We start from the raw sequence: 21676 nt of genomic DNA, 5'->3' as shown, positions 1-21676 counted from the left end.
CAGGGGGTATTTCATGTTTATTTTAGTGATAAGCATCTATTTAAGAAGCTTGCAAATTGAGCACGAGTAATTTGTGCATCTGGTCTAAATGTATTATCTGGGAAACCTCCTGTTAAATCATTTGCCACAAGTGCTTGGATATTGCTGTATGCCCAGTGTGTTGATTTAACATCTGTGAAGGAAACTTTACTTGTACCTGTTAATTTGTAGGCTCTTGTTAAAATCGCTGCCATCTCTGCACGTGAAAGCTGTCCGTTTGGATTGAACTTCCCTGCTTCTTGTCCTTTAATAATGCCAGCCTGCTCGACTGCTGCAATGGCACTATATGCATAATGACCGTTACTTACATCTTTAAAGCTAGAATCCTTCGTTGTTGATAGATTCAGTGCTCTGGCAATGATTGTAGCTGCCTCTGCACGTGTAATGGACGCTTCTGGCTTAAAAGTACCATTTGAGTAACCTTTAATTAGCGATTTATTGTATAAGCTTTGGATTTCTGAGAACGCCCAATGTCCTTTGTTCACATCCGTATAAACTAATTCTTCATGATTATCTTTGTAGACAGCCTGTAATTGATCGAAGTACAGCTGACCTTTCTTTTGAAGAGAAGCTGTTGGTTGAGCAACATATAAACGTTCGAATTTCAATGGTGTTGCTAGATTACTTGGAATATCAGCCGTTACGTATTTCCAGCCATTCCAGTCTAGGCCGCCCTGACTTGTGAAATCAATCGTGTGCTTAGTTCCTGATCCATCTACGACAACGCCTCTTAACCAATGCTTACCGGCATCGCCAAATACCCAAACACCGATATTTTTGGGCTGACCTGACATAGCAATAGGTGTTTTAGCAACCATATAGGCAGCCTTTGTTCCTGTGCCCGCTACTGTAAAATCATAGTTTAATTGCATGCTAGCTGTTCCCTGTCTCGCATACTCTTTTGAGTTTGCTAATGAAGCATTCGCCTTTGCTACTTCCGTTGTCCAAGAAGACACATTATCAAAGCTATCTAGCACAATAGGCTTTTCTGCTAAATCTATTACAGAAACAGCTATGGACGTACGAATACCTCCATATTCTCCAATAATTTTTCCTTCACCCTTTTGAGTAGCTGTAAAGGTTGCACCATCCATCTTGCCAATATTTCCTTCAACTGACCATTTCATACTTGTCGGATTGATGGTCATCGGATTTAAGTATTGATCATAAGCAGTCGCTACTTGCATATCTACAGATGAACCTTTCATGACTTGACCAACACTATTTAGCGTAATAGATTTTACATTCCCTGGTGGTGCTGTATTAACGACCTGTAAAATGGCCGAAACACGACGCTCACTGCCCTCAGATGGTTTGTTCACAAGATTGGCGAAATACCCTCCTGGATTGCGCGCAACCATCGCTGTAGAACCGCCACCATCTAGGTTAATAGCCGAAGTAGCCCCCATTGAAATTAAATGTGAAGCTAAATCTGATAAGTTAACACCATTACTATGACCACTTAAGCGACCATCAATTGTAATAAGTGACACCTTTGTACCTGTAGCATCTATCGCTACTGCTGTACGGGGACTGCGTGTCGAAGCAAAGCCAGAATTCGTTGGCATTGAAATATCAACTTGACCATTACGCACAAGCATTGGTCCTGCAGCTAAAATGAATTGAGCATCCATCCATTTTTGATCAATTGATAAGCTGACATCGATATTTGTACCTGCCGAAATATTGCTTAATTCAGCAGCTACTTCTTTATTTTGTACTGAAATAACAAAACCATCCGCTGGTACAGATGAGTTTCCTTCTGCACCATACGTCGTTACATGAGAAACTGTGCCTGAGAATTGATCACCGAAATGCAAAGTACTTGTATCTTGGCTAGCACCTGACACTACTAGTTCTAACCCCCATGCATTTGTACCAGTTGTCTTTTTTTCTGGCGTATATAAAACGTTTTTATTTGTTCCTCGTTCACTATTAATGAGATCAATAGGATATGTTTTTCCATTTACTTGAAAGGAGAGATTCGTTGTATAATAATCTGCTATCGCTTTCCCTGACTTAGATAAGCCAAATGCAACTGGCTTTTGAGTCGGGCTATCATACGTATCTCCCAAAATACCATAATTGACAATTTCATTCTTTTCCGCTAACAAATTCGCGGGCATACCATTTCCTAAAAAGTATGAAGCATTGACAGCTCCAACAACACGATGGCCATCATACGTGTTTTGCTTCGCCATAGCTGATGTCGTTTTTAGGGAATTAATAGGATTGGGCATCCCAATTTCTAGTTTTGTATATGTATTATTTAAATTTACATCTAAAACATTTACAAACTGACGGATAGAGCCTGAAGTATAGGTTTGCTGTAAGTGATTTACTTGTGGGGATATCTCTGTTTTCACTTCACTCACTTTATTGCCAAAACCGGCTGCTTGCCCATTGAGGGGGCTAACAGTTAACATAAGCACGAACATAACTACAACAATTGAGACTAATTTTCTTGCCAATTTCTTCACTCCGAATTAATCAAAGTATGGCACGATGTCATGTCGATTGACCCGTGCCAGTGACTTCTTTATTTTGTTTCTACATAGATAGCTACTGGAAGATTGACACCACCAGCATGCATTAGTTCTAATTCAATCGTGCCTGATGAACCTTTCATTTCGTAATCAGGCAATTCCACATATTCTTCTCCTACTCGTAAAGAAGGCACTAAATGAACCTTACCATTCACCTTAATTGCACCACTGTATAAGCCTCCGCGACCAGCAAGTTTCAGCTTAATCGTTTTTGTAGACCCAGTTGGATTTACAACAGGAATTGACACCTTGTAGTTCATACCGAAATGACCTGGATTTCCGACTGCTCCATTAATTTGTGAAAATGAATTTTCAGCTGTTTGTAGATGGTCAGTACGGCCATTCGAAATGTTATAGCCGACTTCCGGCGAATCTACCGTATAGGCAGGTAGCTCTGCTAGAATTGTAGCGCTTGGCCAAGCACCTCTTGGATGCTTTGCATACTCATCGATGGCAACCTGCTCCGATTGAATCGTTGTTAAATCACTATTATCTTTTGTAAGCACCGTGCGAATCATATACTCTGGTTTTCCACCATTGACCGCTTGAATATCTAAATCATGTAAAAAACCAATAATATAATCATGGTGTAGATCGTATGTTTCAATGACCTTTGTTTCTCCTGGTGCAATGACAATTCCGCTACTTTCTGATTTTTTAAGCTTGTTATTTAAGGTAGCATCAGCAATTGTCAAACCAATATCATGCCCTACCCAGCTATTACCTGTCTTTTGGTTAATACCTCTTGAATCTACAACTTTAATACTTTCTGTCGTAGACTTGTTTTGAACCGTAATCCCAATATTAACATCTGTGCCTAGTGTATTGTAATGCCACCCAAAGACACGGTGCTTATTCGTCACTGCCGTTGAGTTCACGTCATATTGGGCAAGCGTCACATTATTCTTTGGCACAAGCTTACGCGTTAACGTTTCAGGATTATCACTAATAAATAAATCACGATCTCCCTCTAAACGAGCAGAAGGAACAGTTGCTGGCGATGATGTAGAGCCATAAGATTTTTCAAGGAATGAACTTGTGTACATATAACGGTAAACGTAAATATACATTTCTTTTTTATCACTGATATAACGTAGATTACCACCTAGCGCATTTACAAGAAACGTAATAGGCACATACATTTTTCCTTTTTGAATAAACGGTTTTTCTGTTAATGTTACCGTTTCGTTATTCACAAGAACCTCATTACTATTATCTTTGAAAACAAAGCTCATCCCAGCAATTTGTAATTCAAAGGAATTGTCTGGGAGCCATGCACCCGCAGAATCATCTAAATAATCATAAATATAGTTAGCTGGTAAATAAGATCTTGAATCCTTCATAATAATAGGATCTTTCATCACGATACGTTTGTTATTGATATGTAAAATATAAGGATCTTCCTGAGGCGTTTCAGGCAGATCATCTGACATTGTAATATCTACCGATTGTTTTTCTGGGTCCCATTGAACATAGCCATCAAAATTTTCACTAACGAAACGCAATGGCATATAAGTACGATCTTTATACATAAACGGTGCGACATCCATCGCTACTTCTTGTCCATCTACTAAAGCCATCATCGAATCAATCTTTAAATCCACAATCTTCCCGTTACGAGTAGCTGACGCAGTCTGTGTTTCTTTATTCCAATCCACATTTGCACCAATCGCTTCATATAAAGCACGCATTGGTAATAGTAAGAAATCCGATTTATTTAAAATAGGGTCATAGACACTAATCGTCTCTCCATTAATTGTAATCGAAACATTGTTTTTTATCTGAATTCCATTGTTACTAATTGCTGATGCAGATGCTTGTCCAGGCAAAATTGTAGCCAAAGCAACCGCTGATACAATACATGTATTCCTTAGTTTCTTAAACATGCTATTCTCCTTTTTTTACATTCAAAATTGTCTTTATCATCTTAACATGAAAAAACCCCAAAATGTGGGATTCTTATCGAAAAAAGTAGAATTCGGTACTAGAGTTCTAACCTCTCTCCTTCAAAAGCTTCATATCAAGTAAATGTTATTCCAAAATGCCAGTATATTTTCTTGCAAACTGTTTTCTTCCTTACTAGATCCTTATATATACCCTCCCTTGAAGTAAATTTTAAAGCAATGATGTAGCTGCTTTCTATGCGATTCATACCGATATATAGATAGTATTTGATAGGTAACTAGATTGGCCGATATTATTAGAACAACTAGCAAACTATTTTATAAAGTAGACTCTTTTTATTTAAAAAAGTTACATAGCCTGGAGAAAATGGTGGATTATTCTCGTGTTTTGTATTAAAAAAAGCTTCATTCCTAAAATACGGAATAAAGCTTAACTGGGGTGGACGATGGCGATATAAGGAAAGCACCCTCAGCTGAGAGTGCTTATAATAGTTATTGATTTCATTGATTGCATGTTTTGACTTAAAACATAGAAAAATATATAGCATCATATGACTTATTTTGATTTCCATATCATTTCTACCCATTCCGGATGGTCGATAAATGGATTACGATTACCTTGGATTTCATAAATTCGATTGTTTCTTTGTCTTTCATAGTCGTCTACTGGATCATCCTTGTGCCACTGCAATAAGACAGAAAGTTTGCCGTGGTAAGGTGCCGAGCCATTATTTACTTTATCATTTAATTCAAGATCAACCTTATCTCCTGGCTCATAACGTGTAGCCATGTAAAACAGCATTCGAGCAACATCACCTTTTACACGTTTCGGCGGTTCGAACGAATCGGAATCCCTCAGACAACCCGTACAACCAGTAACTGGACTTCCTCCATTATCGAAGTCTAAATTTCCTCTCGAGCTATTAACCTGCACATCCGTTGGGCGTAAATGATGAATATCTGTTCCAGGTCCATTACTAGTTCCGAAATTACCATGGGATTTTGCCCAAGTATGCTCTCTATTCCAGTTCCCTACATTTCCACCGCTATTTGTTTTAGAGCTAGATTTTCCAGAGTAAAATAAGATGACATTACTCGAATTATTTGGGTCTTCATCTGTATATTTTATGGCGTTCCAAACATCATTATAAGAAAGTACTTTTTGCTTCGAAATGATGTCATGAAGCGCACTTTTTAATGCCTGTCCATCTTTATTCATTGCACCTGCATAATAATCATTGGCTGCAGATACTGTCACACTGAAATTTGTAGTCACACTTTTTTTGCCATCTGAAGCCGTCACCCCAACAATATGACTGCCCTCTGTTAAATGAAGCGTGAGTGTCTTTCCGTTTATAGAACCTTTCGTAGCAGTAAACGATAATTCATCACCATCTGGATCAGAGAAATGATCAGTTAATTGAATATTAATGACTTCTCCAACTGCTATCACTTTGTTTGTAATAGGCTTTTTAATAGTAGGTTGCTTATTTTCAGACGGTAAAGAAGGATCCACAATGGGATCCCCTTTTGAATTAGTAAATTTGATTTTCTCAGGAGCCGCACCATTTATATACTTTATTGATTGGATATCAATTTTGTCAGCCCCTCTAATTTCTTTCACATTCGAACCGTCAATCGTTATAGATTTCATAGCATTACCTTTTAGATCAATAATTGCTCCTGCTTTATCAGGAATTATGATTACATCCGTTGTCTTAAATCCTTCACCATGTAATTCAGCATAGTTGCCTTTTAAGAATATACCCTTTGTAATAACAGATTGAGCATCTAAATATACTGCCACACTCGGTTTCGTAATCGTCAATTTATCAGTTTTAAAGTTCTTAAAATTATAGATTGTTTCAGGCTGTATTGGTTCAACACTTGAACCATTTTTCAAATCAATTTGAACCATGACTGGATCATGATCACTTGCACGTCCTGCCATATCTGTAAAGTCTGCATTTATGTGCAAGATATCAATCTCAGTTTTATTAACTAAATTATTGGATACTAAAATATGGTCTAATACTTGTGAATTTCCTTGATATACATATGTGTAACGATCAGAGTCATCTACTTTATTAATCATATTGATCATTAATTGACCTTCATGAATTTTAAGAGCCTCTGCAAATTGATAGTCGTTAAAATCACCTAAAGAGACAATATTTGCATCCTTATTGTTTGTTTTAATGTCTTTGACAAAATCATAAACAATTTGTGCAATTTTTTTGCGTTGTACCTCACTACCATTTTGAGGTGGCTGTATTGCACCAAACAATGGTGTGTCACCTGATTTTGAATTCCAATGGTTTGCGATGACTACTACATCTTCTCCTTGGAATTCAAATTGAGCAGCTAATGGTTTACGGCTACTATTAAACGCTGTATTTGTTGGATCAATACGTCCTGGATTCAATGTTAATTTACCATCTTGATAGCCCACTGCTGTAGTAGCATTACCTGTTGGCATGCCCTCCTTCAGCTTCACACGATCTGGGTTATAAAGGAAGCCCACGCGTATATTTGCGTTAGGTGCGCCACCATCCTGATTGTTAATTGGATCGATATTAACATACTGATAGTCGACGCCACCTGCTGCTTTAATAGCGTCAATTAATCTTTTATAGCTTTGATCTGCCTTCGAATCACCTACAGTTGCCCCGTTATTATCTTGTACCTCTGTTACACCAACAATATCCGGGCTTTCCATATCAATCCCGATAGCTCTTGCTAGTTTTCTCGCCTTATCGTCAGTTGTGGACGATTTATTATTGGAGAAATTTTCTAGATTGTATGAAGCAATCGTTAGTTTATCATCAGCTTTTACAATTTTTGTTTTCTCTGGTGATGTAGATCCTTTTTGATGAGCTGCTTTCATTTCATCTAATGGAACATAAATTTTAAAGTTTTGATAGGAATAACCTACAATACCTGTAATAGGACCCTTAAAGGTATCACCTGTCGCTACTTCAAAGTCACGTGCAGTGCCATTAGGTTCTAGACGAAATTGTATTCTATTTGGATTTGCATTACCTTCTTCAAACCGAACACCACCATGGAGAGTATTTGTCTGCTCATCTTTTAGTACCGTTACTAAATCACCATGCTCTTGTGGTGCAACAGCTTTTACATCCCCTACTTCAACACGCATACCTTCAATACTTTCCCAAAAATCAATGGCGTCGATGGTTGGGTTGAACGTTTGCAACTGGTCGCTGTCAATGTTATTGAAAGACATTTTTAATGGATCGATTTTAATAGGTTCTGGTAAGGCAACACTAGTTTTTATAACGTCTACTTTTCCACCCTGATCGTCCCGAACATTAATTTGTGTTGTTTTTAAATCTGTTTGCTGCCTATCATCGTATCCATCATAAGCATACTCACTTACTTGTCCTTTCACAGAAACTAAGTTACCGACGCTGAGTGGTAATTTCTTGTTTCCGCTATATAGAAGAATTCCCTCCGATGTATTCGGGTCATCATCTATCCATTCATCAGGAGTTTGAATTGTATAATAATTGTTTCCTCCTAACGCAAAGGAGTAGGTTACGATTCCCTCAATTCCTTCAACAGTTTTACCATAGAACGAAGAGGTATGACTAGCACCTTGAATATCATGAATTTGTAATTTATCAGTAAGCGTATATTCATAAGTAGCCACTTCACTTAAAGTACCATCTTTCGCTTTGACCACTGCTTTTAATATAGTAGTTTCAGTAATATCAATCGGTGCCTCATATTTTTGACTTTCAACAGTTGGATCAGAACCATCTACTGTGAAATAAATTTCCGCTTCTGCCGTAGTTGTAGTCAACGTAACGCTAGTTTTTCCAATAAATGTCCCGCTTCCAGGTGATGCGATAGCAGGTTTTAAAGTAGAGCTATCAGCGACGATATCCGCTTTTGATCTTGGAATCACTTGATAAGCTTTATCGAACTCTTGAACAATCCCCGTTATGGATTCATAGATAGTATCTTTAGTCAATCCAAGAGTATTTGTTTCATCACGCACAATAAAATTAGTACCATCACTTGCCGTAAAATTAGCATAGCCTGGTTGTTGATTCACATCTGTTAGCGTTACATTTTTAACTGTTACTAGCTGTGATTCATTCTCTTCACTCACTTGAGCACCTGTTACTAGTTTAGGGATAGGGGCACCAGTATTTTCAACCTTTTCAATAATTGTAGCACTATCTAATTGTAATAACCCTCTATAGTCCGCTAATTTACCTGTAAGCGTTACTTCGTCCCCAACTGTCATAGCTAGACTGGTAGGTCGAACAGCAATACCACCGGTTTCATCTTGAACAGAGATTGTATTTTTCAAGGTCGCTGCTACTTTACCTTTAATCGTTACTGTTTCCCCAATCCCTTTCGCTCTTGCCTCACCAATCGACAGAGTAACCGGTACTTCAGGGTCCGTTGGGTCGACTGGCCCTGGATTTTCGGGGTCAACATTTGTATCCATTGTATGCTGTCCTAAATTTGAAAAATCATTATTGGGGAATGTCGTCCATTCTGAACCTGAATTAAACGTGTCAGAGATATTCGTATCGCCAAAAAGGACTGAGCTTTTTCTTACTAATGTGACGTCCTTTGCAAAATCTGCTGAAGAGCCAGCCTGTCCAATTGAGTCAATTATTTCCGAGGACTTCTTTAAGACGATTGGATCATTGCCATTAAAGTTGATAACAATCGAATTTTCAAGATTCCCTTTTGCTTTTATAGCAGCATCAGCATCTTTATGATAGACAACATACGTTGCTCCATTATCTAAAACACCTGATAGATTCATTGTTTTATCAGCGGCCACTGCACCATTTGTATGAAGCTCTAATGTATAATTACTTAAATCCACTGGTGAGCCCGTACCATTGTATATTTCAATTGCCTTATTAAATGAACTTCCCTCGATATACTCTGAAATAATTAAATCCTTTGCAAATGTTTCAGCTTTAACTGTAAGTGGTGCTACTGGTGCGACAACGCCTGCTACTAGTGTGGTTGCTAAAAAGGCATTTACGGGTTTTTTCCAATTCTTCTTGGACATCAAGTCAATTCTCCTTTCAATTTTAGGAAGGTTTTTTTTTGTAAAAATTAATTGCAAAGCCTCTACTCTCTGAATAGAAGGCTTTGCAATTAAACTTATAGAATTGTTTCTCCATTCACTGTGATTCCATCGAAATCCACTTTATCAACATCTATTTTGGAAAGATCTAGATTTCCTTCTACTTTTACATTTACAAATGATAATTCATTTGTGACAGTACCTGTTATGATTAAATGACCCTTCACTACAGCATTTTCTAAGATTGAAATATTGTTAATATCAACTGTTACATTGCCTTCATATACTTTAGGGGTAGTAACTGTGCCGGAGAATTCAGTTTCAGCAATAGTTTCGTCAGGTACTTGACTGTTGGAAACGTCTACAACTCTTCCCTCAACTTTTGGATTGACTGTGCCAAGAGACGTAATATGCTCAGCAAGGTTTTCCCAATCTGATAAACCTAAATCGGTCACACGGCCCTCTTCGTATGCTTTTTTGAAGACATCATAGCCATCTCCACCTTTAGCTGTAAACGCATTTGTAGCTATTGTATACGTGACATTATCCTGAATCTCTACATATTTCCCTTGTCCATCCATATATGAAACTTTAACAATTCGTTGACCCTTTGCTTTAGATGAATCGAACTCAACCTTTGCACCCGAAACATGTAAGAAACCACCATTTTCAGCTGGGTATTGTCCAACACTTACTTCTAAAGCTTCTTTTAATTCTTTGCCAGTTAGGCTCATCGTCGCTAAAGTATTACCAAAAGGAAGTACCGTTATGACTTCCCCCACTGTAATGGGCCCCTGATTAATACCAGCTCGAATACCCCCACCATTTTGAAGTGCCATAATGACATCATTGTTATACTGTTTAGCCTTCTTTAGCATTCCATCTGTAATTAAATTGCCTAACGGAGTTTCATTTTTTCGAACACTTGGTTTTGTATTATCTCCACCTGTTCGAGGATTATCTAAGGCAATACTTGCGGATGCCCCAGTCTCTGTATTAGAAAGCTCTTCAACTTTATCTTTAAATGGTTTTAATGTTGCAAGCGCCTGCGCATCCTCTGCATAATCAGCTACTTTTAACAAAGCCCCATTATGCGCAACGACAACCCCTTTGTTATTAAAGGTAACATCTAAAGTTCCTAAATAATCATTGTACTGATAGGCTTGAACAATCAATGTAGCAGCCTTTGCTTGTCCAGCAATATTTTTATCTACCACAACTGGTTTATCTAGCTGGGTATGACTATGCCCACCTACAATCACATCAATTCCTTCAACAGATTTTGCTAAAATTTGATCGTTATCATACGCTGGATTATCATCAAAACCAATATGCGTTAAGGCAATAATTTTATTAACACCTTTATCTTCAAAGGCTTTGACTGCTTTTTTGGCTTCTGTAATATAATCTTCAAACGCAATACTGCCTGGAGACGATATATCTTTCGTTTCAGCCGTTGTTAATCCGAAAATACCTACTTTCTCTCCATTCACTTCTTTAATTATTCCATTGTAGATTTTTCCGTTTTGAGGCTCACTAGAGATAAAATCCGTAAATAAACCTGTGAACTTTGTGTCCTTTGAAAAATCAACGTTAGAAGAAACGAATGGGAATTGCGAGCCTTTAATGAAATCAACTAAGGCTTGATGTCCCTCAGGAGTAGCGCCTAAATCAAATTCATGGTTCCCGAAAGTCATGACATCATACTTCATTAAATTCATAAACGCTAAATCAGCTTGTCCTTTAAATTCGTTAAAATATAAAGTTCCCGAGAAAACATCACCTGCATCTAATAATAATGCGTTCGGTTTTTTAGCTCTAACCTCCTTCACAGCGGTTACCTTTCTAGCGATATTCGCTAAATTAGCATGCGTGTCGTTCGAATGCATTAACGACAAAGTAAACTGCTCATTGCCATTCCCACCTTATACCACATCTCTCTATCTGGGCTTTCGGTTTGGGCCTACACCGTACAGGCGACTTTCATCGCATACGGCGTGCCATCAATAGTCTAAATATTCAAAACTTATTTCCCCACTACAATATATATGTAAACATAGTAATGTTAATGCACTATTTTTATAGTATCTATAGTATGTAAATAAATTGTAATATTAGTAATGTAATAGCTATCATAGAAAATTTGATAAATTTTAAAAAATATTATCAATAGATTTACAGTTCCAACATGCTGCCGGCAAAATAGATCAATAAAAAGAAGAACCTCCTAAATGAAAGCAGTTTAGGAGGTTCTTCTTTGGATGGGGAATAAATATAGTTTCTAAATAAACGTAAAAAGAATCACACAGGAAAGTGATAGAAAAAAGAAAAGGACTCACCCGAAGGTAAGTCCTTTCTTATGAATTGCTCTACTGAAAAAGAAAGTAAGCAAAAATAGGTTTATTCTTTTAGTGTGAAAAAGATGTATAAACAATACAAATTAACCCTCAAGAACGCTCTCAAATGAATGTTTGGAAACACACTTAAAAACCACAAAATGAAGTTTAGTTATTCCATTAAAGGGCGCGATTTTGGAGCAACACAGGTAGAAATAATCAAACTTATAAAACCTAACTTAAACTTAAAACTGCTACAGAAGAATCCCTTTTGATCAATCTTTTTTCAAAAAGGATTCTTCTTATTTAACGCAAAATAAAGGATTGCAAGGCATTTTTGTTCAAATTACATTTCAAAGCAACACACTTTCTTTACAGAGCTTCTAATATAAACTTCTCGATTAAATATTGATAAACAGCCTATCAGTCATTTGATAAGCTGTTTATTATAGTCAATCCACTTTTCCATTTCCCTCTCAACAGCTCTATTTTGCCATTCAAACCAAATCCCAGAACATTCACTACAATGACTGTCTACCCCGTTCTTTCTATACGTATCTCTATAAGTAAATATAGTTTTTTTACGACAACTGTAGCAAAAGATTTCTTTTTCTTTATAAAATTCCATATTTAACCTACCTAATGATTTTTACTTATTCATCGCCTTTTTTCATTAAAGTTATTCAAGCATTAAATACTTAGAAGTTAAACTTTTAAGAGTTTGGTATTGCTTTATTAAGAGAAGCTTTGTATTAAAAATCAGATTACATTGGTTAAGAAATATAATAAACATACATGGAATCTCTCTATATTAACTTGAATGAGCATTCTTCTATCCAAAGTTTACTTTCTTTCATTGAGTAAATACAAAATAAAAAAAGAGGCAATCATATAATATGATTGCCTCTGAATTTAACTTTTAAAGAAACAAATTTGGGGAAATAAGTTTCTTATAGATCTACCACTGACTGGGTTTCTTCGCTCCTGCTAGTTTTACCCTTCTCATATGTTACCATACAAGTCCAAACGGCTAGCAATCCACACTACTACAAACCCGCTGCCATCTTATTAGCCTCACTGGTGCTGACACACCTCTTCTAATAAGACTTCAAACGTTCCACTACTTCCATCCCTTATTTTGATTTCCTTAGGTTTCCACTATCCAGGAGTAAGAACGACCGGTTTAACAGTCAATTCATCGATCGCCACTATAGTATTTCGACTATAGGGATGTACAGTGAACTCCTAGCTTTATTTCGCACCGTACATTAGCTTACCCTGCCTACATGGATTCGTCTGCCTAACCATAGAAATCTTTTAAAGAACCCCGCCCCGTGTCACCGGGTACGACTTCACCTGACTTCATCCCTTTTGTGTCATTCAGCACAGCACTGGATGCAGGAGGATTAGGTACTTGTAGACTGACTGTTTTACAAGAACAGGACTTTCACCTGCTAATTGGAAGTAACAGTTAGAAAGAAAACCCTATATTAATTGCATAATGCAAGACATAGGGTTTTCTGTTCCACTCATTTCACTGAATGAATCAGCTTATAGAGTAACGTTTCGTTTAATTTTATTAAAGAGTTGTAAATGTAGCAGTTGAAACTAAAGATTTATTTCCAGCAGCATCAACAACTACTACGTATGCTTTATAAGCAGTTCCTGTTGTTAATGTAGTTAAATTTACTGTATTTGCAGCAGCAGTTGCAGCACCAGTTCCTTTAGCTACAGCAGTACCTTGAGCAATAACTTGATCAGCAGTTGGTGCCGGATCAGCATCAGCAAGTACTAAATAAGAATAAGTACCAGCTTCATTAGAAGTGAATTCTAAAACCCCACCAGTAGCTGTAGGTGTTGGTACACCAACAGCAGTTAAAGTTGGAGCAGTAGTATCTGCTACAATAGGTAATTCAACTGTTTTAGGTTCAATGTTTACAATTGTATTGCCCGCACCATCTTTGATGTAACGAACATCTTTAGCAGTTGAAATTGTTGCTACTGCAACTGGAGTTGCTAAAGTAACAGTTACTTCGTTACCTGTAGAACTAACAGAAGAAACTTCTACAGTTTTATCTTGAGCATCTTTAACGATAAAGTCTGATTTTGCTTCTGGCGTAGCAGTAACAGCTTCGTTAAATGTGAATTTAATTTGAGTACCAGTAGTACCTACTGCAACAGGTTCACCTTTAACAGTAGCTTTAATTTCATCTTCTACATTTTTACCAACTGTGATGTCAGCAATTTTTTCACCTAAAATATCAACTGTTTGAGCATTATTGATAGTAAGTTGTACACGAGCGTTATTTACTTTAACATCTTCGTTTAACTCAGTTTGTAATGTGAAAGTAGCTTTCTTTCCATTAGCAGATAGTTCAGAGTAATCTACTTTATAGTCACCGAATTTAAAGTCGCCTGCATTTAAAGATTGGATCGCAGTATCAAACTCTACTTCGATTTTCTTTTTATCAACTGCAGTTACAGTTGTTACAGCTGTTTTAGCAGCTACAATATCAGTTTTAGTAGCTTTTAAATCTTTTAGATAGTTATCAGCTAAGTCTTTAACTAACTGAATAGTAACTTCATTTTTACCAACTACTTGAGAAAGACCTTCGTTAAATGTAATAATAACACCTTTTGAATCACTAGTTACATTAAATGATGCAGGAGTAAGTGTTTTATTAGTCTCTAAGTTTTTAATAGTGTATTTAGAAGAATCTACTACTGATCCATCACCACTTGTAGACATTGCTTCACTGAACTGAACATAAAGTTGAGTGCTGTTTAAACGCGTAACTTTTTCTACTGTTGGTGGTGTAACATCTTTAACTGATAAAGTTGTTGTGTATGGAAGCATAACATTTTTCAATGTAGTATTATCACTTACACCATTAATAGCTAAAGTGTAATCAGTATTATCTTTTAAAGAATTTAAAAGTTTGATAGTAACTTCTTTATCTTTTACATTAACTGTACTTGAGATAGGTTGAACTTTACCATCTTTATCTTTAATTACATAGTTAGCAGCTTTTCCAGCTGTTTCTGAATCTAAAGTTTTAGTGAACTTGATTAAGATTTCTTTGTTATCTTTGTCTTTAACAAACGTAGAACTGATAACTTCTGGACGTGTTTGATCGATTACAGGAGTTACTTGAACTTTAGTATCTTTATCAATTACGTTACCAGAGTAGTCTTTCACATTAGTAACATATAAATCTGTTGTGTAAACAAGTTTATTGTCAGAATTAAATGTGAATTCAAACGTATCATCAGTAAGTTGTTTTACAGTTGAAGCTGTTTTTTTAGCTCCTCCTTGCATCCAGTAAACGTTAGAAGCAAATACTTGCTCTACAGGCTCAGAGAATTTAAGAACTACTTTCTCAAATGAAGCACTTACAACAGAAGTTACAGTTGGAGCAGTTTTATCTTCAACAACGTTGAATTTAGTATCAGCTTTCACTGTTTTGAAGTTGTTGTAATCTTGAGTACCTTCAGCAGTTAGAGTGTGTTCTCCATCTGTTAGAGTAGAAGATAATTTAATGATAACAGTGTTTAAGTTAGTTTGGATTGAACCAACAACTGTTTTACCATCAATTTGGAATTGTGATGTTTGAGCAGGTTTCACTGGCTCGCTGAATTGTACACGGATAGTTTTGTTACCTAAAGCTTCTACTTTAGCAACAGTTGGTACCGTATTGTCAAGTGGTTTGAATTTTAAATCTTTAACATTTAAAACTTTATCGCCAGCTTTAATGTTGTTAAGAGCTAATTTGTATTCTGATTGATTTTCAAGGTGGTCAACAACATTTAAAGTTACTGATTTACCATCTTCTGCAACAATTACTGAATCAACCACAGGATTTTTAGCACCAGAAAGAGTATAGTTATCTTTTTCAGAAGCTGTAGATGGATCAACTTTACCGTCGAACTCTACTACTACTTGTTTAAGGTTAGTTGCAGATACAGATTTAACTGCAGTAGCTGTAGTTACAACATAAGTAACTTTAGCTTTGTATTCAACATCCTTAATTTTGAAAGTAACTTCTGTTTCTTTATTAGGCTCTAAAGCTTTTTCTAAAGTAACAGTTTCTTTAGTACCATCAGATAAAGTAACGTTTAAAGTTTTAGCGTCAACTACTTCGATTTTGTCAACTTTTGGAGTAGCATCTACGTTTTCAACAGTACGTGAGAATACAACTGCGAAGTCTTGGCGAGTAATTGGAGCATTTGGGTTTAAGTTTGTTTTACCATTTGCTTCAGAACGAGTTAATTGTTTGTTTGGTGCGAATTCAGTAGCACTTACACCTTCAAAAATTCCGTTTTCTACAGTTGCTGCGATAGCATCGTAGTACCAAGCATCTGCTTTAACGTCTTTGAAGTCTACAGCGCCTTCTGCTTCTAATTCTAAAGCATTAGTGAAGATTGTAGCAGCTTCTGCACGTGAGATAGTTTTAAGTGGGTTGAAGTTGCCGTTAGCATCCCCTTGGATTACACCAGCGTCTACTAAAGATTGTACTGCTTCTTTAGCGTAGCCAGAGATTTTGTTGAAGTCGTTTAATTGTGCAGCAGATGCTACAGGTACGATTGCTGATGCAACTAATGCAGCTGTTGCTGATGCCGCGAAGAACTTACGGCCTTTGTTTTGCTTTGCCATTAATTTATTCCTCCCTAATATTCCTAAAAATTGATATTATTCCGATGAAAACTATAGTATCACCATAATTAGTTGCCTAAATTTATGTATTATAGCTTTCTCGAATAATTCAAAACTAAAGCAAATTTTCTTAGTAAAGTTACTAGAAAAAGAGTAGTAGAATACCATTCTAGTAAGCTTATTCACTTTCTACAATAATATAACATTATCTTTTCCGAAATTCAAGCACTGGGACATAAATTTAGATATAGAAGATTTTTTTACCATGGTACTTACTAGATGGCTACTTTCTTCCAACTAATTTTACCCTCAATTGTATTGGTAACATATAGTTCCATTTCCTATTATACCTGACTCTCCATAATAACCAAGCATTTTCTGGAATGGTTACTAAATTGTCAAAAATTAAAGATTCCCGTAATATTTTAGTTATATTTGTAAAGAAACAGAAACATAGGTAGAGTTTTTTAGCGAATTCCACCTCTTTCCTTCTCTTTTTAAGAGTTTCTTCATTATTAAATGCTAGCTAAATCTATCTGTCCCTATGTTGTAATAATAGATTACCTTTTTTTGTGTTACACTTTTGGTAGTTTGATAGAACAATTATCAGCTATTGAAGGGAGCTTGAAACATGAAACGAAAATTTCCTCTTTACGGGGCAGTGCTTGCAGGTATGCTCTATCTTGCGCCTACTACCGCTTCAGCAGAAGATATTTCGAAGCACTGGGCCTATCATGAAATGAACTATCTTATTACGAACGATTTAATGAAGGGTGACGAGTTTGGCAATTATCGTCCAAACGATGCTGTTACTCGAGCTGAATTCGCAGCATTTCTAGTCAGAACGCTTAACTTGCCAGCTGCTTCTAGTCAAGCAACCTTCTCAGATGTAAAGAAAGGCGACTGGTACTACGGAGTAATCGAGCAAGCGAGCTATCATGGTCTGATTAAAGGTGACGAGCAGGGAAAATTCAACCCGAACGCACATATTAATCGTCAGGAAATGGCGGCTATGTTAAAAAGAGCTCTTAATTATCAAAACATCCTTACATCTTCCTCCCCTATTAACTTTAGTGACAATGCTCGTATCGCAAAATGGGCCTATGCTGATGTACAAGCTGTCGTAACATCAGGGCTACTTGTAGGGAAGCCAAGTAATCAATTTGCACCACTTGCACAAACAACTCGTGCTGAAGCAGCGACCGTTCTCTATCGTTTAATTCATTTAGACGCACCAGAAACTGGTGGAAAGGAATATATAACGACGAATTACTCATTTGACTATTCCTCGGTGGTTAATAAACAAACTGCCAATAATCCAAAGGTCGACGGTGCTGGCATTTTTACTGCTAGCGACGCACTAGTGTCATACTATGTACACCCAAAGAGCGTTATGCAGGAAAGCCCATCTTTTTATCAATTTTTAAAATTATCCACTGTGGTCAATAATCTGAATGCCAAGGAACTAAATGACAAGGTACTTGCTAATAAAGGAAGCTTAGCAGGTATGGCTGATGCCTTTATTAAGGCGGGTGTCGATAATAATGTAAATGCTATCTATCTGGTATCACATGCTTTACATGAAACAGCTAATGGTGCCTCTGCGCTTATGAATGGCATTGAGGTAGGCTTAGATACGGGTGGAAAGCCAGTGATGGTCACTCCTGAAAATAGAGACAGTTTAACCGCTATTAAGAAAACGTATAATGCTTATGGTATTGGTGCTATTGATGCAGATGCTAATAAATTTGGTGCTGAGCGTGCTTATACAAATGGTTGGTTTACCGTGCAGGATGCGATTATCGGTGGAGCTCAATTTGTCAAAGATCAGTATATTAGTAAAGGACAAGACACGTTATATAAAATGCGCTGGAACCCTGATAATCCAACCGTCCATCAATATGCTACACATGTAATGTGGGCAGTCATTCAGGCGAAAAAGATTTATGATATTTATGAATTAGTTGGTGCACATACGACAACGAATATAGTGTTTGATGTTCCAGCTTATCAGGGTCAGCCTTCCGCTCCATCTTTACCAAGCCCTACGAAGCAATATGCTTTAGATTCCTATATAGCTGGGGCAATCGGAAAGGCTACTACTAATCTCAATATGAGAACGTATCCTAATACTGCAGATGCTGCATCCATAATGACGAATTTACCTAAAGATACATCCTTCAAAGTACTTGGAGAAAATGGTGGTTGGTTCAAAATAAGTGTCAATGGACAAGAGGGCTGGGTGTTTGATGATTATGTTCAGCTAGAAAATGGTTTACAGATTGTTAACATGAACATCACGCTCAATGTTCGAAGCGAACCGTCAACAACAGCTGCTATACTAGGTACAGTTAGACCAAATGGCTTTATTATCGGTGCAGTAGATGATAAAGGCGAATTCATAAAAAATGGTGCCTGGTATCAGGTTATCTATAATGGCAAAACCGGCTGGGTGCACGGCGATTATATTGTGAAAAAATGATTTTCCACGATCATCTAAAAAAGAGTGCGATATTGTTTCGCACTCTTTTTGTTGTCTTCATGACACGAATATAAAACACTATATAATAGAAGAAACTCAAATCGCCCTTTTAGGATCAATACCTTTCCCTCCTAAAAATTAGTGCATTTTTTAGTTTCATTTTCTTGTATTGTGCAAGGGGATTACCCTTTTTATAACGATGAATCCCCTTTTATGCAGCCTCTATCAATAGGTGAACTATTATCGAAAATTTCCTGTCAATATTGCTTTTATGGTATGATAGATTGCAGTGAAAAAGGAATTACAGAAAGGTTTGAACACTATATGAGGCATGTAACGATTATGGGCGTACCCTTTTTACATATTAGTCAGCAGGGGTTTGTAGATCTACTTGTTAATCGTATTGAACAGCAAGAAAAAACTTTCGTTGTGACAGCCAATCCTGAAGTTGTCATGCAGGCAAATGAAAATCCTACTGTGAAGGGATATTTAAATCAGGCAACCTACATTTGTGCGGATGGCATCGGTGTGGTTAAGGCTGCTCAAATCCTTGGAGATTCACTTCCAGAGCGTGTGACAGGCTATGATACCATGGTGAAACTGTTGGAGGTTGGTCAACAAAAGCGCTTTAAAATTTATTTATTGGGTGCACAAAAAGAAACAATTGAAAAGACCATTGCCAATATTCATAAGAATTATCCAAATGTTGAAGTTGTTGGCTATCATGATGGCTTCTTTGATTGGAATAACAATCACATTGCCGATGATATCGCAGCCTTACAACCTGATTTGGTGTTTGTTGCTTTAGGAGTACCGAGACAGGAAAAATGGATTACTGAAAATCTGGACAAGTTTTCAAAGGGCGTATTTATTGGTGTAGGTGGCTCCTTCGATGTCATCGCTGGCACCGTGAAGCGTGCACCAGTCATCTGGCAAAAGTTAAATCTTGAGTGGCTTTATCGATTACTTCGCCAGCCAAGTCGATTTATAAGAATGCTTGTTCTTCCACGTTTTGCTTTAAAGGTTTTCTCATTAAAGCTTAGAGGGCAGGGCACAGCAAAATGAGTCAATCAACATTTGTCAAAAGTACACTCGTCTTAACCATCGCGACATTACTTTCTAAGGTAATCGGAAGCATTTTCCGTATACCCCTTCAAAATATTGCTGGTGACGAAGTACTGGGTATTTTCAGTCTTGTCTATCCTGTCTATATGGTAGCTTTGTATTTATCTGTTGCGGGTATCCCTATTGCTATTTCTAAATTGATTGCGGAGGCCAACTCAAGTAAGGATACTGCCAAAATAAAGAAAATTTATGTAACCGCAAGAATCCTTGCCCTATCATTTGGCGTCATTAGTTTTACAATCATTTACGGTTTTTCAGCACAGATAGCGAATGCACTTGGTGGACCATCAACAGAAATTGCGTTAATTATTGTGGCACTGACATTACTTGTGGCTCCTTATATGGCCGTCTATCGTGGCTTTTTCCAAGGCTTTGGAGATATGCGACCTACTGCTATCTCTCAAGTAATTGAACAGTTAGTTCGAGTTGCATTAATTCTAATTGTTGCGTATTTCCTAGTTGCGATGGATTATTCAAATGATATTGTAGCTGGTGGAATTATGGCTGGTTCTGTCCTTGGGGCAATCGGTTCACTTGTTTATTTACTCTATAAATATTTCCGTTCTTCGGTAAAAGTAACGAACAAGGAAAAATATTCTAGCAAGGATTTCTCCACATATAGTAAGACTATTTTAAAGATCTCCATTCCAATTGCAATTGGTTCTGTTACAATGGCACTTTTTAACTTTGTAGATTCATTTACAGTCACATATGGCTTGAGAAATGCAGGCGCTGACGCAAGTGAAATTAGCTTCCTTTACGGAATATATGGTCGCGGGCTGACATTAGTTCAAATTACGACTGTATTTGCGTCTTCGATTATTTTACCGCTTGTGCCACTCATTACTACTAAGATTGCCGAACGTAAAATGGATGAAACACGCAGTATTATTGAGCGAACACACCGTATGACTCATCTAATATCATGGCCGGCTGCTATTGGACTGCTAGCCTTAACCTTGCCTTTAAATCTAGCCCTTTTCAAGGACTTAGAGGGAAGCTTAATGTTAGCCATGATTAACCTTAGCTCGGTCTTTACATCTCTGACTCTTCTCGGAACTGGTGTTTTACAGGGAATGAATGCTGCTAAAACAGGCGCTCTTATTATTTTAAGTGGCGTTGTTCTGAAGGTGTTTGCGAACATCTTCTTCATTCAAGCATTTGGTCTAGATGGTGCTGCCTATGCAACTTTATTGGTGTACTTTGTGTTATTTATTGTGAATACTGTCTTTATATATCGTATGATTCGCTTTACTGTTCTTGGAAAAGATACGGTGAAAATGATTGTGTCTTCGATCGTAATGGGAGCAGCCGTTGGTTTACCAACGCTTTGGCTTGATTTTACACATTGGTCTCGTATGTGGGCAATGGGCTATCTGACTATTGCCATCATCGTTGGAGGAGCTATATACTTCCTTTTACTTTGGGTAATGAAAGCTATTCATAAGCAAGATTTAAAGAAAATCCCTGTTATCGGAAAAAGATTTTCATAAATAAGAAAGGTAGG

Annotated in this window: 8 protein-coding genes; 3 read left to right on the top strand and 5 right to left on the bottom strand. The window is 37.1% G+C overall.

Annotated features, from left to right (window positions below; genetic code table 11):
• Positions 1-17: 17 nt before the first annotated feature.
• The 5 genes from PI85_RS15400 to PI85_RS15375 all read right to left on the bottom strand — a co-directional run bounded on the left by PI85_RS15400 (position 18) and on the right by PI85_RS15375 (position 16562).
• Complete coding sequence (locus PI85_RS15400; RefSeq protein ID WP_235318494.1) at positions 18-2519, bottom strand: S-layer homology domain-containing protein; 2502 nt, start codon at positions 2517-2519, stop codon at positions 18-20.
• Positions 2520-2578: 59 nt separating this feature from the next.
• Positions 2579-4471, bottom strand: coding sequence for a stalk domain-containing protein (locus tag PI85_RS15395; RefSeq protein ID WP_036123110.1), 1893 nt, complete (start codon positions 4469-4471; stop codon positions 2579-2581).
• A gap of 574 nt (positions 4472-5045) precedes the next feature.
• Complete coding sequence (locus PI85_RS15390; RefSeq protein WP_036123107.1) at positions 5046-9554, bottom strand: endonuclease; 4509 nt, start codon at positions 9552-9554, stop codon at positions 5046-5048.
• A gap of 95 nt (positions 9555-9649) precedes the next feature.
• Positions 9650-11461 (bottom strand): 5'-nucleotidase C-terminal domain-containing protein, encoded by a 1812-nt coding sequence (locus tag PI85_RS15385; RefSeq protein ID WP_052323529.1) that lies wholly within the window; start codon positions 11459-11461, stop codon positions 9650-9652.
• 2026 nt (positions 11462-13487) lie between these two features.
• Positions 13488-16562, bottom strand: coding sequence for an Ig-like domain-containing protein (locus PI85_RS15375; RefSeq protein ID WP_082011582.1), 3075 nt, complete (start codon positions 16560-16562; stop codon positions 13488-13490).
• Between the two features lie 631 nt (positions 16563-17193).
• On the opposite strand from PI85_RS15375, the gene PI85_RS15370 reads away from it, so the two are divergent.
• The 3 genes from PI85_RS15370 to PI85_RS15360 all read left to right on the top strand — a co-directional run bounded on the left by PI85_RS15370 (position 17194) and on the right by PI85_RS15360 (position 21662).
• On the top strand, positions 17194-19044 hold the full coding sequence (locus PI85_RS15370) for an S-layer homology domain-containing protein (protein WP_036123101.1): 1851 nt from the start codon (positions 17194-17196) through the stop codon (positions 19042-19044).
• A gap of 324 nt (positions 19045-19368) precedes the next feature.
• The gene (locus PI85_RS15365; RefSeq protein WP_036127576.1) at positions 19369-20109 is read left to right on the top strand and encodes a WecB/TagA/CpsF family glycosyltransferase; all 741 of its coding nucleotides are present in this window, start codon (positions 19369-19371) and stop codon (positions 20107-20109) included.
• Positions 20106-21662, top strand: a complete 1557-nt coding sequence (locus PI85_RS15360) for a polysaccharide biosynthesis protein (RefSeq protein WP_036123098.1) — start codon at positions 20106-20108, stop codon at positions 21660-21662. Before PI85_RS15365 ends, PI85_RS15360 begins: the two co-directional genes overlap by 4 nt.
• Positions 21663-21676 lie beyond the last annotated feature (14 nt).

Source organism: Lysinibacillus sp. A1 (assembly GCF_000801965.1).
Taxonomy (GTDB): Bacteria; Bacillota; Bacilli; order Bacillales_A; family Planococcaceae; genus Lysinibacillus; species Lysinibacillus fusiformis.
Note: the sequence above shows the minus strand (reverse complement) of the source record. Positions and strands in the feature narration are given on the sequence as shown.

Bases quoted from the DNA above. Each gene is read 5' to 3' on its own strand.
- PI85_RS15360 (WP_036123098.1), top strand. From the start codon at position 20,106: ATGAGTCAATCAACATTTGTCAAAAGTACACTCGTCTTAACCATCGCG.
- PI85_RS15365 (WP_036127576.1), top strand. From the start codon at position 19,369: ATGAGGCATGTAACGATTATGGGCGTACCCTTTTTACATATTAGTCAG.
- PI85_RS15395 (WP_036123110.1), bottom strand. From the start codon at position 4,471: ATGTTTAAGAAACTAAGGAATACATGTATTGTATCAGCGGTTGCTTTG.
- PI85_RS15385 (WP_052323529.1), bottom strand. From the start codon at position 11,461: ATGCATTCGAACGACACGCATGCTAATTTAGCGAATATCGCTAGAAAG.
- PI85_RS15370 (WP_036123101.1), top strand. From the start codon at position 17,194: ATGAAACGAAAATTTCCTCTTTACGGGGCAGTGCTTGCAGGTATGCTC.
- PI85_RS15390 (WP_036123107.1), bottom strand. From the start codon at position 9,554: ATGTCCAAGAAGAATTGGAAAAAACCCGTAAATGCCTTTTTAGCAACC.
- PI85_RS15375 (WP_082011582.1), bottom strand. From the start codon at position 16,562: ATGGCAAAGCAAAACAAAGGCCGTAAGTTCTTCGCGGCATCAGCAACA.